We start from the raw sequence: 15,234 nt of genomic DNA, 5'->3' as shown, positions 1-15,234 counted from the left end.
CCGCGTGCGCAGCCTCGCGAGAGCGAGACGCCGCGGGCGGATGACCGTGCAACGAGCCAGGTTCGGACCGGGTTGCTGGAGCGGGGCATTTTGCCATAAATGGCGGAGCGCTCCGGCGCGCGGTGATAGAATTTGGACATCGCACAAGCCGTTTCGCACCTGATTCTTTATCACGTTGCCGTTCATCCATTTGCCCAACTTTCGCCTTTCAAACGCGCCGGTCGCCGCGGCTCTTTCGCTGCTGTGCGCGGCAGGCGCATTCGCGTCGCAGCAAGCGCTCGCTCAAACCGCCAGGCCGATCGACCCCGGCACGTCCGTGACCGCACGTCCGCTGGACGCGGCGTTGTCGGACGCGCCGGCTGCGCAAAATCCCGACGACGCGCTGAAAGCCGAGTTCGTCCAGCGCCAGAAGGTGCTCGACCGGCGCACCGAAGAAAACAACTACAGTTACGGCGTGAAGCAGCACGACTGCTACAGCAAATTCTTCGTGAATCACTGTCTGGATAACGCGCGCAACGAAATGCGCGAAACGCGTCAGCAGATCCGCCAGCAACAACTCGCACTCGACGACGAGCAGCGCGCCGAGCGGGCGAAGCAACGCGACGAGCAGACGGCCATCAAGCGGGCGCAATACGAAGCGGAAGCGCCGCAGCGCGCCGCGAACGAGAAGGCCAGCCAGCAGTCCTACGAGGACAAGCAGCGTCAGAACGCGCTGGCCGCCGCCCAGCGCGACGCCGAAGCGCCGCAGCGCGCGGCCAACCAGGCGGCGTACGATCGCAAGCAGGCGGACTACCAGAAGAAACTGGACGACGCGCGCGCTCGCGGCGTGCAGGACGCGCAGGAACGCGAGCAAAAGGCGCAGCGCTACGAGCAGAAGCAGCAGGAAGCCGCGCAGCATCGCGCGGAAGTCGATGCGCGTCAGAAGGAAGCCGCCAGAAAGGCGCAGGAAAAGGCGCAACAGCAGGAGCAGGAGCGCCAGGAGCAACTGAAACTGCAGCAGCAACAACAGCAGCAAGGTAAGTAGGGCGGTCGGGCTCGCTCTTTGGGCCCGCGCAAAGAGGATGAAAGGAGGCGAGCATGCAGCAGCGCTTGAATGAATCCACGCGCGCACCCCGACAACCCGCCATGGATGCCGCTGTGCTGCGCGACCGAATCGCGCAATTGCAGGAAGAGCATCACAGCCTGGACACGCTGATCGAAAAGATGTCCGGCACCGACGACCTGGAGCTGAGGCGCCTGAAAAAGCGCAAGCTCAAGGTGAAGGACACCATTCTCCTGCTGCAATTGCAGCTGGACTCTGACGCGCACTGAACGCAGCGCGCCGGCCGCAGGCTCGCTGGCGTCGGCGCCTCGCGTGCGCGGCCGCGCCGAAACCCGCAGGATTTAGCACGCCTTGAATTCACCCGCACAATCCAGCGACGGCGCCAGCGCGCCGCTCGCGCTGACCGACAAACGCGCCGTCGAGCTCGACGCCATCTTTTCCGCGCAAGGACTGCTTGCGCGCGCGATCGACGGTTATCGCTCGCGCGCATCGCAGATCGAAATGGCGCGCTCGGTCGCGGCCGCGATGGAAGCATCCGGCCGCGCCATGCCCGAACCCGCGATGTTCGAGGCGCAGCGCCGTCCCGCGCGCAAGCTCGGGCCTTCCGACAAGCCGTACGCGCCCGACGAGCAGCCGGCCGATGAGATCGGTATCGCGACGGCGAAAGCGGCCATCGACGGCGGCGAGAACACGCTCATCGTCGAGGCCGGCACGGGCACCGGCAAGACCTATGCGTACCTCGTTCCGGCCATGCTGTGGGGCGGCAAGGTCATCGTGTCGACGGGTACGAAGCATCTTCAGGATCAGCTCTTCCAGCGCGACATCCCGACCGTGCGCGACGCGCTCGCCGTGCCCGTGTCCGTCGCGATGCTGAAGGGCCGCGCGAACTATCTCTGCCATTACTACCTGGAACGCACCGCCGACAACGGCCGCCTGCCGTCGCGCCAGGATACGTCGCATCTGCAGGAGATCATCCGGTTTGCGAAGATCACGCGCACCGGCGACAAGGCCGAGCTCGCGAGCGTGCCGGAGAATTCGCCCGTCTGGCCGATGGTCACGTCCACGCGCGATAACTGCCTCGGTCAGGAATGTCCGCATTACAAGGAATGCTTCGTGATGCAGGCGCGCAAGGAAGCGCAGCAGGCGGACATCGTCGTGGTGAATCACCATCTGTTCTTCGCTGATGTGATGCTGCGCGACACCGGCATGGCCGAGCTGCTGCCGACGGCGAACACCATCATCTTCGACGAGGCGCATCAATTGCCCGAGACGGCGACGCTCTTTTTCGGCGATACGCTCTCGACGACGCAGTTGCTCGAACTCGCGCGCGATACGGTCGCCGAAGGTCTCTCGCACGCGCGCGACGCCGCCGACTGGACCAAGCTCGGCGCGGCGCTGGAGCGCGCGGCGCGCGATGTGCGGCTCGCGTTCAAGGAAGATTCGGTGCGCCTGTCGCTCGGGCAGTTGGCGGACGGTCATCCGATTTTCGAGGCGCTCGACACGCTGGAGACGCATTTGTCCGCGCTCGCCACGACGCTCTCGTCGCATGCGGAGCGGGCCGAATCGTTGCAGGGGCTGGTGCGCCGCGCGCGCGAGTTGCAGGATCTGCTCGCGGGCTGGACGACGCCGCCGACATCGCTCGAACGCGCGGTCGTCGCGGACGAGGACACCGCCAAGCAGGCCGCGAAGGAAGAGCCGAACGAGATGGTGCGCTGGATCGAAGTGTTCTCGCACACGGTGCAGTTGCACGAGACGCCGCTGTCGGTCGCGCCGATCTTCGCGAAGCAGCGCGCCGGCGTGCCGCGCGCATGGATTTTCACCTCTGCCACGCTGTCGGTGCGCGGCGACTTCACGCACTACGCGGCGCAGATGGGCCTGAACGCACGACGGTCGATGACCTTGCCGAGCCCGTTCGATTACCCGTCGCAAGGTTTGCTGTACGTGCCGCGCAATCTGCCGCAACCTTCGTCGCCGCAATTCACCGATGCCGTGTTCGAGGCGGCGCTGCCGGTGATCGAGGCGGCGGGCGGCGGCGTGTTCGTGCTGTGCACGACGTTGCGCGCGGTGGATCGCATCGCGACGCGCATGCGCGACATCATCGAACGGCGTGGCTGGGACAATCCGCTGCTCGTGCAGGGCGATGCGAGCCGTACCGAACTGCTCGACCGTTTCCGCGCTTACGGCAATGCGATTCTGGTGGGCAGTCAAAGCTTCTGGGAAGGCGTCGATGTGCGCGGCGATGCGCTGTCGCTCGTCGTCATCGACAAGCTGCCGTTCGCGCCGCCCGACGATCCCGTGCTCGCCGCGCGTCTCGACGCGCTGACGAAAAAAGGTCTGAGCCCGTTCGCCGTGCATCAGTTGCCGCAGGCGGTCATCACGTTGAAGCAGGGCGCGGGTCGCCTGATTCGCGCGGAGACGGATCGCGGCGTGCTGATGATCTGCGACACACGCCTCGTCGACAAACCGTATGGCCGGCGCATCTGGCAAAGCCTGCCGCCGTTCAAGCGCACGCGCGAACTGGACGTGGTGCGCGAATTCTTCAGCGATGCGGCGAAGTGGAAAACGGAGCTGGCGGAGTAACGGTCGGAATCCTGATTTTTCATCGACGAAAAAAAACGGCCGGTTATCAACCGGCCGTTTTTTCGTTGCCTGCGTGACTTACCAGATCTGGTACCAGGGCTTCTCGGCGTTCGCGCGGCGTTTGCCCGTCACATACGGGCTGTCCGGGAAGGTCGCGGCGAGCACGCGCTTGGTGTCGTCGGCGAGTTGCGGCTGATCGAGTTTCTCGTACGACAGCATCATGATGTGCAGCGCGTCTTCCGTTGCCGGCGCATTGCGGTACTCGCGAATCGCGAGTTGCGCGCGGTTGATCGCGGCCACATACGCGCCCCGGCGATAGTAGTAATCAGCAGCATGCACTTCGTGCGACGCGAGCGCGTTCACGATATAGCGCATGCGCTGCGCGGCATCGGGCGCGTACTTGCTTTGCGGATATTTGTCGACGACGACCTTGAATGCGTCATAGGACTCGCGCAGCGACTTCGGATCGCGCTCGCTCATGTCCTGACCGGAGAAGCGGCCGAAGAGACCGAGGTCGTCGTTGAAGTGGATCATGCCCTTGAGATAGTACGCATAAGCGATCTCGGGATGATCCGGGTGCAGCTTGATGAAACGGTCGATGGCCTGGTCGGCGTTGGCGGTTTCGCTATCCTTCCAGTCGCAGTACGCGACGTTGATCTGCGCCTGCTGCGCGAAATGGCCGAACGGGTCGCGGCCTTCGAGCGCTTCGAAATACTTCGCGCACTTGCCCCAGTCGCTGCCGGATAGCGCGTCCTGAGCCTCCGTATATAATTTGTTGTTGTTCCACGTTGCCGTTTCGTCGGTCTTCTCGGGCAGGCCGTGACAGGCCGTTACGATGGCGACGCTCGCGGCCAGCGCCAGATACTTGATGGATTGACGCATCGAGAGATGAATGGTGTTGAAGGCTCGCATCAGTGCTTGCTGTTCCTGGCTGATTCTCGCTGTTCTAGCTGTATTTCCGGCGCGGCTTCCGTTTCATGCCGCCGAATCTCGTTCAAATGACCCGCTCAAGTACTCGTCGTACCAAAGACCAACTCAAAGATTATAGCCCATGCGACCCCGGCCACGACTCGGCATCGCCCGAGTCGACCGGCAGCGCGGGCCGCGAAGCGACGCGCGAGGCGCACGTGCCCGACGAACTCGCGGGCGAACGGCTCGACAAGGTGCTCGCCAAAGTCTTCCCCGAGTTTTCGCGCAGCCGGCTGCAGGGCTGGATCGAAGAAGGACGCGTGCTCGTCGATGGCGCGGGCGCGAAAGTGCGCCAGCCCGTGCCGCTCGGCGCGACGATCACGCTCGTGCCCGACCTCCTGCCGGAGCAGCTCGCCTTCGCGCCCGAGCCGGTGCCGCTGCATATCGTGTACGAGGACGAGACGCTCGTCGTCGTCAACAAGCCCGCGGGCATGGTGGTGCATCCGGCCGCGGGCAACTGGAGCGGCACGCTGCTCAATGGCCTCCTGCATCGTTACGGCGATGCCGCCGCCGGCCTGCCGCGCGCGGGCATCGTGCATCGGCTGGACAAGGAAACGTCCGGCCTGATGGTCGTCGCGCGCACGCTCGAGGCGCAGACCGATCTGGTGCGCCAGTTGCAGGCGCGCACGGTCAAGCGCCGCTATGTCGCGTTCGTGTGGGGCAACATGCCCGACGAAGGCACGATCGACGCGCCGATCGGCCGCGATCCGCGTGAGCGCACGCGCATGGCAGTCGTGAAGACCGCATCGGGCAAGCCTGCGCGTACGCATTTCCGCACCATCGACCGGACCACGTGGCACGGTCAGCCCGTCAGCGCGATTCATTGCGATCTGGAAACGGGCCGCACGCATCAGATTCGGGTGCATTGCGCGCATATCCAGCATCCGCTGCTCGGCGATCCGGTGTACGGACACGCGCGCGGCAAGCGCTCCGTGAAGCCGCTGCCCAACGATTTCGCGCGTCAGGCGTTGCACGCATGGCGGCTCGGCCTGATTCATCCCGCGACGGGCAAGGAAGTGCATTGGCGCGCGGACGTGCCCGAGGACATCGCGGCGCTCGCAGCGGAACTCGGTTTCGGACAGGACGAGGAAGTCGAGTTCGATGAGGACGAGGGCTTCGTCGAAGTCTACGAGATGGGCGAGGGCGAAGAAGACGACTGGGACGACGAAGAGAGCGAGGACGACGAAGCATGACCAACGACGCCGCCGAACTGCAATCGAAAGACTGCGTGTTGCCGGAATGGAACGTGTCGCCGCGCGTGCGCGCATTCGTCACGACGCGCGCGGGCGGCGTGAGCGATGCGCCCTACGATGGCGGCGCGCCCGGCGCGGGCGGCCTCAATCTCGGCTTCTCGTCCGGCGACGTGCCCGACGCGGTGAAGGAAAACCGCCGCCGCGCGCTCGCATCGACGGGTCTGTGTAACGCCGCGTGGCTCGAACAGATTCACGGCACGCAGGTCGAGGATGCCCACGCGGTCATCGCACGCCTCGCGCTTGGCGAACGCACGCGCGCCGACGCCAGCGTGACGGATCGCGCGGGCATCGTGTGCGTCGTGATGACGGCCGATTGCCTGCCGGTGCTCTTCTGCGACGACGACGGCCGCGCGGTCGGCGCAGCGCATGCGGGCTGGCGCGGTCTCGCCGGCGGCATCGTCGAGAAGACGGGCGAGCGCGTGGCGACGCTCGCGGGCGTGCCGGCATCGAAGCTCAATGCGTTTCTCGGGCCGGCGATCGGGCCGAACGCGTTCGAAGTGGGCGAGGACGTGCTCGATGCGTTTGTCGCGGCCGCGCGGCCGGATCGCCGTGACGCGACGAAGGCCGCGCTCAGTCTTATCGACGGCACGCCGGACAAATATCTCGCGGATATCTATGCGCTCGCGCGCCTGCGCCTGGCCGACCTCGGCGTCGGCGTCACGCGCATTCACGGCGGCACGCATTGCACCGTCACTGAGAAAGAGCGCTTTTATTCGTACCGTCGCGATCGCGTGACCGGCCGCATGGCCGCGATGATCTGGCTCACCGATTAAACGATTGGCTATCGGCAATCGTCTCGGAAGATACCCGATAAGCATTTCCCGCCGATGACTAAACCTCATGCGAAACGCAATAATTCGCATGGGGGAAAACGATAATTAAAAAAATATCGCACTGCGGCAAAATCGGGACGAAGCATTGACATGCCTGACATCCTGGAGCAAGAATGTTCCTGGAATTCAACCAATCGGGCACGGCGTAGCAAGGCACACACTTGCCGCGCGCATAAGGCGCACCAATACTTGCGCGCTGGTCGAGGAAAGCCCGGCGATGCCTGCATCAGCAATCCAAGTCTTGCGAGACTCACAGGTCAATAGCGGGTATGGCTTCCAAATCTACTTCCTCATCTTCCCGCTCCCGTACCGCCGACAGCACCTCGGCCGAAGCATCATCCGCCGATACGACTGGCGTACAGCAGGCGTTCGATCAATGGCTGAACGCCTGGCGTTCCGTCGCCGATCCTTCGCAATGGTCGAAATTCACTCAACAGACGAATACCGCAAGTGATGCGGCGGCAGCGCCGTTCGCTGCATTCGCCGATTTTGCCAAAGGCTTTTCGAACGGATTTCCTTCCGCGGCATTTCCGACGGCATTCCCGACACCGGGCGCGATGCCGCAGATGCCCGATTTCACCAAGATGAACGGCCTCGCGGAATTCGCGAAGCTCGCGAGCAGCATGCCGGGCTTCGGCGCGGCGATGCAGGGATTGCCCACGCTGCCGAAGATTCCGACCGCCGCGATCGCGCCCGAGCGCCTCCATGAATTGCAGAGCAGCTATTCGCGCGACGCCGCCGATCTGCTCAAGCAGGCGGGCGCGCAAAGCATCGATCCGAGCGCGCTGAAGGACCGGCGCTTCACCGATACCTCGTGGCAAACCACGCCCGCCTACGCGTTCACCGCCGCGTGGTATTTGCTGAACGCACGCTATCTGCAGGAACTCGCGGACGCGGTGCAGAGCGATCCGAAGACGCGCGAGCGCATCCGCTTCGCCGTGCAGCAATGGGCCGCCGCCGCCGCGCCGAGCAACTTCCTCGCGCTCAATCCCGATGCGCAGAAGACGCTCATCGAAAGCAAGGGCGAGAGCCTGCGCCAGGGCATGATGAATCTGCTGAACGACATGCAGCGCGGCAAGATTTCGCAGTCGGACGAATCGCGCTTTCTCGTCGGCAAGAACATCGCGTCGACGGAAGGGTCGGTCGTGTACGAGAACGATCTCGTGCAATTGATCCAGTACAAGCCGCTCGCGCCGAACGTGTATGCGCGGCCGCTTCTGATCGTGCCGCCGTGCATCAACAAGTTCTACATCCTCGATTTGTCGCCGGAAGGCTCGCTCGTGCGCTACGCGCTCGAAGAAGGGCATCAGGTGTTCATCCTGTCGTGGCGCAATGCGGATCAGTCGATCGCGCACAAGACGTGGGACGACTACGTCGAAGAGGGCGCCCTCGAAACGATCCGCGTCGTGCAGGAGATCAGCGGCGAGGACAAGATCAATACCCTCGGCTTCTGCATCGGCGGCACGATTCTCGCGACCGCGCTCGCGGTGGCGAAGGCGCGCGGCGAGGAGCCGGCCGCATCGATGACGCTGCTCACCTCGATGCTCGACTTCTCCGATACGGGCGTGCTCGACGTCTTCGTCGACGAGGCGCACGTGCAGATGCGCGAGCAGTCGATCGGCGGCAAGGGCGGCGCGCCTGCCGGCCTCATGCGCGGCATCGAGTTCGCCAACACGTTCTCGTATCTGCGTCCGAACGACCTGGTCTGGAATTACGTCGTCGATAACTACCTCAAGGGCCGCACGCCGCAAGCGTTCGATCTGCTCTTCTGGAACAGCGATTCGACGAACCTGCCCGGCCCGATGTGCGTCTGGTATCTGCGCAACACGTATCTCGAGAACAAGCTGAAGACGCCGCACGCGCTGACGGTGTGCGGCGAGTCGATCGACCTGTCGCGCCTCACGCTGCCGACCTTCATCTACGGTTCGCGGGAAGACCATATCGTGCCGTGGAAATCGGCTTATGCGTCCGCGCCGGTTCTCAGCGGTCCGCAGAAGTTCGTGCTCGGCGCATCCGGTCATATCGCGGGCGTGATCAATCCGCCGTCGAAGAACAAGCGCAGCTTCTGGATGATCGACAGCGCCGACGAGCGTCTGCCGGAAGATCCCGATGCGTGGTTCGACGCCGCGGCGGAGCATCCCGGAAGCTGGTGGCCGGCCTGGTCGAAGTGGCTCGGCGAAAACGCGGGCGAGCGGGTCAAGGCGCGCGCGGCGCAGGGATCGAAGACTCACCCGGTAATCGAGGCCGCACCCGGCCGTTACGTACTGGAACGCGATGTGTGAGCGGCGGCTGATCGTGTGCGAGAGCGCAGGGTGCCGTTCCGAATCGCATTAACATTCGATGCCAAAAGGAAACTGAAATGACTGACGTAGTGATCGTATCGGCCGCGCGTACGGCGGTAGGCAAGTTCGGCGGCTCGCTCGCGAAGATCGCGGCGCCGGAGCTGGGCGCGACGGTAATCAAGGCGGTTCTGGAGCGCGCGGGCGTGAAGCCCGACCAGGTGAGCGAAGTAATTCTGGGCCAGGTGCTCGCGGCCGGCTCGGGCCAGAACCCGGCGCGCCAGTCGCTCATCAAGGCCGGTTTGCCCGACATGGTTCCCGGCATGACGATCAACAAGGTCTGCGGTTCGGGCCTGAAAGCGGTGATGCTGGCGGCCAACGCGATCATCGCGGGCGATGCGGAGATCGTCATCGCGGGCGGTCAGGAAAACATGAGCGCCGCACCGCACGTGCTACCGGGCTCGCGCGACGGCTTCCGCATGGGCGATGCGAAGCTGATCGACACGATGATCGTCGATGGCCTGTGGGACGTCTATAACAACTACCACATGGGCACGACGGCGGAAAACGTCGCGAAGGAATTCGGCATCACGCGCGAAGATCAGGACAAGTTCGCTGCGCTGTCGCAGAACAAGGCGGAAGCCGCGCAGAAGTCGGGCCGTTTCAACGACGAGATCGTGCCGGTCTCGATCCCGCAACGCAAAGGCGAGCCGCTGCAGTTCGCCACTGACGAATTCGTGCGCCACGGCGTGACGGCCGAAGCGCTTGCGGGCCTGAAGCCCGCGTTCTCGAAGGAAGGCACGGTGACGGCGGCGAACGCGTCGGGCCTGAACGACGGCGCGGCGGCGGTCGTCGTAATGTCGGCGAAGAAGGCCGAGGCGCTGGGTCTCACGCCGCTCGCGCGCATCAAGGCGTACGCGAACGCGGGCGTCGATCCGAAGATCATGGGCATGGGTCCGGTGCCGGCATCCAAGCGCTGTCTGGAGCGCGCGGGCTGGTCGGTGAACGATCTGGACCTGATGGAAATCAACGAGGCGTTCGCGGCGCAGGCGCTGGCGGTGCACAAGCAGATGGGCTGGGATCAGTCGAAGATCAACGTGAACGGCGGCGCGATTGCGATCGGTCACCCGATCGGCGCATCGGGCTGCCGGATTCTCGTCACGCTGCTGCACGAAATGCAGAAGCGCGATGCGAAGAAGGGTCTGGCGTCGCTGTGCATCGGCGGCGGCATGGGTGTCGCGCTGGCGCTGGAACGTCCGTAAGTCACTGGCGGTCGATGGCGGGATTGGGAAGGGCCAGCGGGCGGCAAGGAGATCGCCGTCCGCATAACGAAAATGGAGAGCGGAATGACGAAGCGCGTAGCGTATGTAACGGGCGGGATGGGCGGCATCGGCACCAGCATCTGCCAGCGTCTGCACAAGGACGGCTTCACGGTCGTCGCGGGCTGCGGCCCGAACTCGCCGCGCCGGGTGAAGTGGCTGGAAGACCAGAAGACGCTCGGATTCGACTTCATCGCCTCGGAAGGCAATGTCGGCGACTGGGAATCGACCAAGAATGCGTTCGACAAGGTGAAGGCCGAAGTCGGCGAGGTCGATATCCTCGTGAATAACGCGGGCATCACGCGCGACGTCGTGTTCCGCAAGATGACGCATGAAGACTGGACCGCGGTCATCGACACGAACCTGACGAGCCTCTTCAACGTGACGAAGCAGGTCATCGACGGCATGGTCGAGCGCGGCTTTGGCCGCATCATCAACATTTCGTCGGTGAACGGCCAGAAGGGGCAGTTCGGCCAGACGAACTACTCGACCGCCAAGGCTGGCATTCACGGCTTCACGATGGCGCTCGCGCAGGAAGTGGCCACCAAGGGCGTGACGGTCAACACGGTGTCGCCGGGCTATATCGGCACGGACATGGTGAAGTCGATTCGCCCTGAAGTGCTGGAGAAGATCGTCGCGACGATTCCCGTGCGGCGTCTCGGCACGCCTGACGAGATCGGTTCGATCGTCGCGTGGCTCGCGTCCGACGAATCCGGTTTCTCGACCGGCGCGGACTTCTCGCTGAACGGCGGCTTGCATATGGGCTGACGGGCGGGGGGGGGGGGGGGGGGGCCGGGGGGGGGGGGCGGGCGGGCGGCCCCCCCCCCCCCCGCCCGGGCCGCCCGCCCCCCCGCCACTCGCCGGGGTACATCAACGATGCGGCGAACATGCAGCAGCGCTTTTTTGCGACAACGCAAGACCTGCTTGCTGCCATCGCAGTAAAGTTTTGCGTTTAAAGGCGTTAAATGACCACCACTACTACTACAAAGAAAGCCGCCGAACGACTTATCAAAAAGTATCCGAACCGTCGGCTGTATGACACGGAAACGAGCACCTACATCACGTTGTCGGATGTGAAGCAGCTCGTGCTCGATCAGGAAGACTTCAAGGTGCTCGATGCGAAGAGCAACGACGACCTCACGCGCAGCATCCTTCTGCAGATCATTCTGGAAGAAGAGAGCGGCGGCCTGCCGATGTTCTCCTCGGTGATGCTTTCGCAGATCATCCGCTTCTACGGTCACGCGATGCAGGGCATGATGGGCACGTATCTGGAGAAGAACATCCAGGCGTTCATCGACATCCAGCAGAAGCTGACCGAGCAGAGCAAGGGCATCTACGACGGCAACGCGCTCAATCCGGAAGTCTGGTCGCAGTTCATGAACATGCAGGCGCCGATGATGCAGGGCATGATGACGAGCTACATCGAGCAGTCGAAGAACATGTTCGTGCAGATGCAGGAGCAGATGCAGACGCAGGCGAAATCGATGTTCAACACGTTCCCGTTCCCGACGCCCACGCCGCCGTCGACGGAGAAGAAGTAATCCATTTCAGGCGCGCGTTCGGGCGACGGATTCGCGCGCCCGGTGCGAGCGAGTGCGCGTCGGGCGCCTAGAGTCCGCCTACCGCTCTTGCCGGGTCTTGCGCCCACGCCGCGCCGAAATCTCCGCGATAGGTGTACGAGCCGTGGTGCGCGAGTTTCGAGCGGGCATCGACATAGACCTTTCCGCCCAGATCGCGCCAGCGGCGGCAAAACGCGTAGTCCTCGGAAAGATAGCGTCCGGTTTCGCGCTCGACCATCACGTCGAAGAAGCGATGACAGTAGCCGTGCAGCGGCGAGTCGGGCGGCGCGTCCGGCGTGTATTGCAGTTCGGGCATCCGCGCGATCATCGTTTCGAGCACCGGGCGGCGAATGCACATGAAGCCCGTCGGCGCTTCGTTGACTTCAAGGAAACCGTCGGCGTCGATCTCGATGTGCGCGCCCGCGTGCGCGTTGACCGGATAGCGCAGCGCACGCGTCAGAAACTGTTCTTGCGTGAGGCCGGCGGGAATGTCGCCCGTCCAGTCGATGCGTTTGAGCGGATAGACGCCCGCGACGACATCGCGATCCGCCAGCAGCAATCGCAGCGCCTGGTCCGGTGTGAAGCCGATATCGGCATCGATCCAGAAAAGATGCGTGTGCTGCTTCTGCGCGAGGAAATGCGCGACGGCTTCGTTGCGCGCGCGGGTCACGAGACTTTCGCCGGAGAGGATGCGCACCGAGCCTTGCACGCCGAGTTGCCAGAGCTCGTTGGTGAGGGCGAGCATGCTGGTGGCGAAGCCGGAGGTCACCTGGCCGGAATAGCAGGGCGTCATGAAAAGGGGATTGAAGTTGCGCAGAGCGGAGGCGTCGAGCATGAGAGCGGGTTATGTGTGAGCCGAAAGCGGCGAAAGGGGCGGCGAGTTTGCGGCGCCCGGCCCGCGAAGGGAATGGGACAAGGACGGAAAGCGCCCCGATGCATATCGGCCGCTCCGGAGCTGCGAAACCGTGCCATCGGCACTCCGGGGTAAAATGTTGGATTGGCCTCGCGCGTCCCCACAAGACACTGTTCCCGTGAAAAATTCTTTAGATTCAACCGCCAAAACGACTCCCGCGCCGAAAATCGGCATGGTGTCGCTCGGCTGCCCGAAAGCGCTCGTCGATTCCGAGCAGATCATCACGCAGTTGCGCGCCGAAGGTTACGAAATCTCGGGCACCTATGACGGCGCGGACCTCGTCGTCGTCAACACCTGCGGCTTCATCGACGAAGCCGTGCAGGAAAGCCTCGACGCCATCGGCGAAGCATTGAGCGAGAACGGCAAGGTCATCGTCACCGGCTGCCTCGGTGCGAAAAAGAGCGCGAGCGGCTCGGGCCTCATCGAGGAAGTGCATCCGAAAGTGCTCGCCGTCACCGGTCCGCACGCGACCAACGAAGTGATGAACGCCGTGCACACGCACCTGCCGAAACCGCACGATCCGTTCACCGATCTCGTCCCGCCCGCCGGCATCAAGCTGACGCCGCGCCACTACGCGTATCTGAAGATTTCGGAAGGCTGCAATCATCGCTGCACGTTCTGCATCATTCCGTCGATGCGCGGCGATCTCGTATCGCGCCCGGTCGCCGAAGTCATGCTCGAAGCGGAAAATCTCTTCAAATCCGGCGTCAAGGAACTGCTCGTCATCTCGCAGGACACGAGCGCATACGGCGTGGACGTGAAGTACCGCACGGGCTTCTGGAACGGCAAGCCGCTCAAGACGCGCATGACCGATCTCGTCGGCGCGCTCGGCGAACTGGCCGCGCAATACGGCGCGTGGGTGCGGCTGCACTATGTCTATCCGTATCCGAGCGTCGACGACGTGATCCCGATGATGGCCGAAGGCCCGCTGCGCGGCCACGTGCTGCCGTATCTCGACGTGCCGTTCCAGCACGCGCATCCCGAAGTGCTGAAGCGCATGAAGCGCCCCGCCAATGCCGAGAAGGTGCTCGAACGCGTGAAGACGTGGCGTGAAATCTGTCCCGATCTGACCATCCGCAGCACGTTCATCGCGGGCTTTCCGGGCGAGACGGAAGAGCAGTTCCAGACGCTCCTGGACTTTCTTGAAGAAGCGGATCTGGATCGCGTCGGCTGCTTCGCGTATTCGCCGGTCGAAGGCGCCACCGCGAACGAACTCGACGGCGCGTTGCCCGACGAAGTGCGCGAGGAACGCCGCGCGCGCTTCATGGAACTGGCCGAAGAACTGTCGGCGAAGCGCATGAAGAAGAAGGTCGGCAAGACGCTGAAGGTGCTCGTCGATGAAGTGAGCACGGACGGCGGCATCGGCCGCACGGCGGCGGATGCGCCGGAAATCGACGGCGTCGTGTACATCGCGCCGGCGACGAAGGCATCGAAGCGCTACAAGGCCGGCGACTTCGTGTCGGTGAAGATCACCGGCGCCGATGGCCACGATCTCTGGGGCGAGGTGTAAGCCATGCCGCAAACGCCGCACATTCTCGCGCTCGGCGAGGCGATGATCGAGTTCAATCAGTCGACGCGCGATCAGCCTGACTATCTGCAAGGCTTCGGCGGCGATGTCTCCAACTTCCTGATCGCGGCATCGCGCCAGGGCGCGGCGACGGGCTTCGTGTCGGCAGTCGGCAACGATCACTTCGGGCAATTGCTGCTCGATCTGTGGCGTGCGGAAAACGTCGATACCTCGACGGTTCGCGTGGACCACGACGCTCCCACGGGCGTCTACTTCGTGTCGCACGGAGAGAACGGGCATCGCTTCGACTATCTGCGCGCGGGCTCGGCGGCGAGCCGCTACGCGCCATCGCATCTGCCGCTCGACGCGATCGCCGCCGCGAAGGTCGTGCATCTGTCGGGCATCAGCCTCGCGATCGGCGTAGCGGCGTGCGACGCCGCGCTCGCCGCGATCGATCACGCGCGCACGCACGGCGTGAAGGTCAGCTTCGACACGAACCTGCGCTTGAAGCTGTGGCCGCTCGCACGCGCACGCGCCGTCATGCTCGAAGCAATCCGCTCGACGGATATCTGTCTGCCGAGCTGGGACGACGTGACCTTGCTCACGGGCCACGAAGACAAGGACGCGATCGTCGACGCGCTGCTGAACCTCGGCCCGAAGGTCGTGGCGCTGAAGCTCGGCAAGGAAGGCGCATACATCGCGACACCCGACGAGCGGCGCGTCGTGCCGGGCCGCGTCGTGAAGGCGGTCGATGCGACCGGAGCGGGCGATTGCTTCGGCGGCGCGTTCATCGCGCGCATCGTCGCGGGCGACGATCCTTTCATGGCGGCGCGCTACGCCAACGTCGCGGCGGCTTTGTCGACGCAAGGCTTCGGCGCGGTCGCACCGATCCCGGATAAAGCCACCGTCGAGCGCGCGCTCGGCGAGTGACGAACCGATCATCGAACGAGTTACGAGTTACCAGATCAACACAACCAGCG

At 64.1% G+C, this 15,234-nt stretch carries 13 protein-coding genes; 11 read left to right on the top strand and 2 right to left on the bottom strand.

Annotated elements, in window-relative coordinates; all coding sequences use genetic code 11:
• Positions 1-184: 184 nt before the first annotated feature.
• The 3 genes from QCE73_RS07730 (at position 185) to QCE73_RS07720 (ending at position 3,622) form a co-directional block, all read left to right on the top strand.
• Positions 185-1,024, top strand: coding sequence for a colicin transporter (locus QCE73_RS07730; protein WP_404989764.1), 840 nt, complete (start codon positions 185-187; stop codon positions 1,022-1,024).
• A gap of 101 nt (positions 1,025-1,125) precedes the next feature.
• Entirely contained in the window at positions 1,126-1,311 is a 186-nt protein-coding gene (locus tag QCE73_RS07725) for a DUF465 domain-containing protein (protein WP_035500990.1), read from the top strand.
• Positions 1,312-1,393: 82 nt separating this feature from the next.
• On the top strand, positions 1,394-3,622 hold the full coding sequence (locus QCE73_RS07720) for an ATP-dependent DNA helicase (RefSeq protein WP_309880532.1): 2,229 nt from the start codon (positions 1,394-1,396) through the stop codon (positions 3,620-3,622).
• A 78-nt stretch (positions 3,623-3,700) separates the two neighbouring features.
• Here the strand turns inward: QCE73_RS07720 and QCE73_RS07715 are convergent, their stop codons facing one another.
• Positions 3,701-4,534: an outer membrane protein assembly factor BamD gene (locus QCE73_RS07715; RefSeq protein ID WP_309880531.1), complete on the bottom strand. Its 834-nt coding sequence runs from the start codon at positions 4,532-4,534 to the stop codon at positions 3,701-3,703.
• 86 nt (positions 4,535-4,620) lie between these two features.
• Here QCE73_RS07715 and QCE73_RS07710 point away from each other — a divergent pair, with 86 nt between their 5' ends.
• The 6 genes from QCE73_RS07710 to phaR all read left to right on the top strand — a co-directional run bounded on the left by QCE73_RS07710 (position 4,621) and on the right by phaR (position 11,816).
• Positions 4,621-5,784: an RluA family pseudouridine synthase gene (locus tag QCE73_RS07710; protein ID WP_309880529.1), complete on the top strand. Its 1,164-nt coding sequence runs from the start codon at positions 4,621-4,623 to the stop codon at positions 5,782-5,784.
• Entirely contained in the window at positions 5,781-6,617 is an 837-nt protein-coding gene (gene pgeF, locus QCE73_RS07705; RefSeq protein WP_309880527.1) for a peptidoglycan editing factor PgeF, read from the top strand. Before QCE73_RS07710 ends, pgeF begins: the two co-directional genes overlap by 4 nt.
• Positions 6,618-6,946: 329 nt before the next feature.
• Complete coding sequence (phaC, locus tag QCE73_RS07700) at positions 6,947-8,959, top strand: class I poly(R)-hydroxyalkanoic acid synthase (RefSeq protein WP_309880525.1); 2,013 nt, start codon at positions 6,947-6,949, stop codon at positions 8,957-8,959.
• A gap of 77 nt (positions 8,960-9,036) precedes the next feature.
• Positions 9,037-10,218 carry an acetyl-CoA C-acetyltransferase gene (locus tag QCE73_RS07695; protein ID WP_035500982.1) on the top strand — a complete coding sequence of 394 codons (1,182 nt, stop codon included), beginning with the start codon at positions 9,037-9,039 and terminating at the stop codon, positions 10,216-10,218.
• 84 nt (positions 10,219-10,302) lie between these two features.
• Positions 10,303-11,043, top strand: a complete 741-nt coding sequence (locus tag QCE73_RS07690; protein ID WP_035500981.1) for a 3-ketoacyl-ACP reductase — start codon at positions 10,303-10,305, stop codon at positions 11,041-11,043.
• A gap of 197 nt (positions 11,044-11,240) precedes the next feature.
• Positions 11,241-11,816 (top strand): polyhydroxyalkanoate synthesis repressor PhaR, encoded by a 576-nt coding sequence (gene phaR / locus QCE73_RS07685; protein ID WP_035500980.1) that lies wholly within the window; start codon positions 11,241-11,243, stop codon positions 11,814-11,816.
• Positions 11,817-11,883: 67 nt separating this feature from the next.
• Here the strand turns inward: phaR and QCE73_RS07680 are convergent, their stop codons facing one another.
• Positions 11,884-12,669, bottom strand: a complete 786-nt coding sequence (locus tag QCE73_RS07680) for a hypothetical protein (RefSeq protein WP_035500979.1) — start codon at positions 12,667-12,669, stop codon at positions 11,884-11,886.
• 250 nt (positions 12,670-12,919) lie between these two features.
• On the opposite strand from QCE73_RS07680, the gene rimO reads away from it, so the two are divergent.
• Together rimO and QCE73_RS07670 are read left to right on the top strand one after the other, a co-directional pair.
• Positions 12,920-14,257 (top strand): 30S ribosomal protein S12 methylthiotransferase RimO, encoded by a 1,338-nt coding sequence (gene rimO, locus QCE73_RS07675; RefSeq protein ID WP_238214382.1) that lies wholly within the window; start codon positions 12,920-12,922, stop codon positions 14,255-14,257.
• Positions 14,258-14,260: 3 nt separating this feature from the next.
• Positions 14,261-15,184, top strand: a complete 924-nt coding sequence (locus QCE73_RS07670; RefSeq protein WP_309880522.1) for a sugar kinase — start codon at positions 14,261-14,263, stop codon at positions 15,182-15,184.
• Positions 15,185-15,234: the final 50 nt, after the last annotated feature.

The organism is Caballeronia sp. LZ029 (assembly GCF_031451275.1).
GTDB lineage: Bacteria > Pseudomonadota > Gammaproteobacteria > Burkholderiales > Burkholderiaceae > Caballeronia > Caballeronia jiangsuensis.
The sequence above is the reverse complement of the archived record's forward strand: the minus strand, read 5'-3'. Positions and strand labels throughout refer to the sequence as shown.

Excerpts from the sequence above, each read along its gene's own strand:
- pgeF (WP_309880527.1), top strand. The coding sequence starts at position 5,781 with ATGACCAACGACGCCGCCGAACTGCAATCGAAAGACTGCGTGTTGCCG.
- QCE73_RS07690 (WP_035500981.1), top strand. The coding sequence starts at position 10,303 with ATGACGAAGCGCGTAGCGTATGTAACGGGCGGGATGGGCGGCATCGGC.
- phaC (WP_309880525.1), top strand. The coding sequence starts at position 6,947 with ATGGCTTCCAAATCTACTTCCTCATCTTCCCGCTCCCGTACCGCCGAC.
- QCE73_RS07710 (WP_309880529.1), top strand. The coding sequence starts at position 4,621 with ATGACCCGCTCAAGTACTCGTCGTACCAAAGACCAACTCAAAGATTAT.
- QCE73_RS07670 (WP_309880522.1), top strand. The coding sequence starts at position 14,261 with ATGCCGCAAACGCCGCACATTCTCGCGCTCGGCGAGGCGATGATCGAG.
- QCE73_RS07725 (WP_035500990.1), top strand. The coding sequence starts at position 1,126 with ATGGATGCCGCTGTGCTGCGCGACCGAATCGCGCAATTGCAGGAAGAG.
- QCE73_RS07695 (WP_035500982.1), top strand. The coding sequence starts at position 9,037 with ATGACTGACGTAGTGATCGTATCGGCCGCGCGTACGGCGGTAGGCAAG.
- QCE73_RS07680 (WP_035500979.1), bottom strand. The coding sequence starts at position 12,669 with ATGCTCGACGCCTCCGCTCTGCGCAACTTCAATCCCCTTTTCATGACG.
- phaR (WP_035500980.1), top strand. The coding sequence starts at position 11,241 with ATGACCACCACTACTACTACAAAGAAAGCCGCCGAACGACTTATCAAA.
- rimO (WP_238214382.1), top strand. The coding sequence starts at position 12,920 with ATGGTGTCGCTCGGCTGCCCGAAAGCGCTCGTCGATTCCGAGCAGATC.
- QCE73_RS07715 (WP_309880531.1), bottom strand. The coding sequence starts at position 4,534 with ATGCGAGCCTTCAACACCATTCATCTCTCGATGCGTCAATCCATCAAG.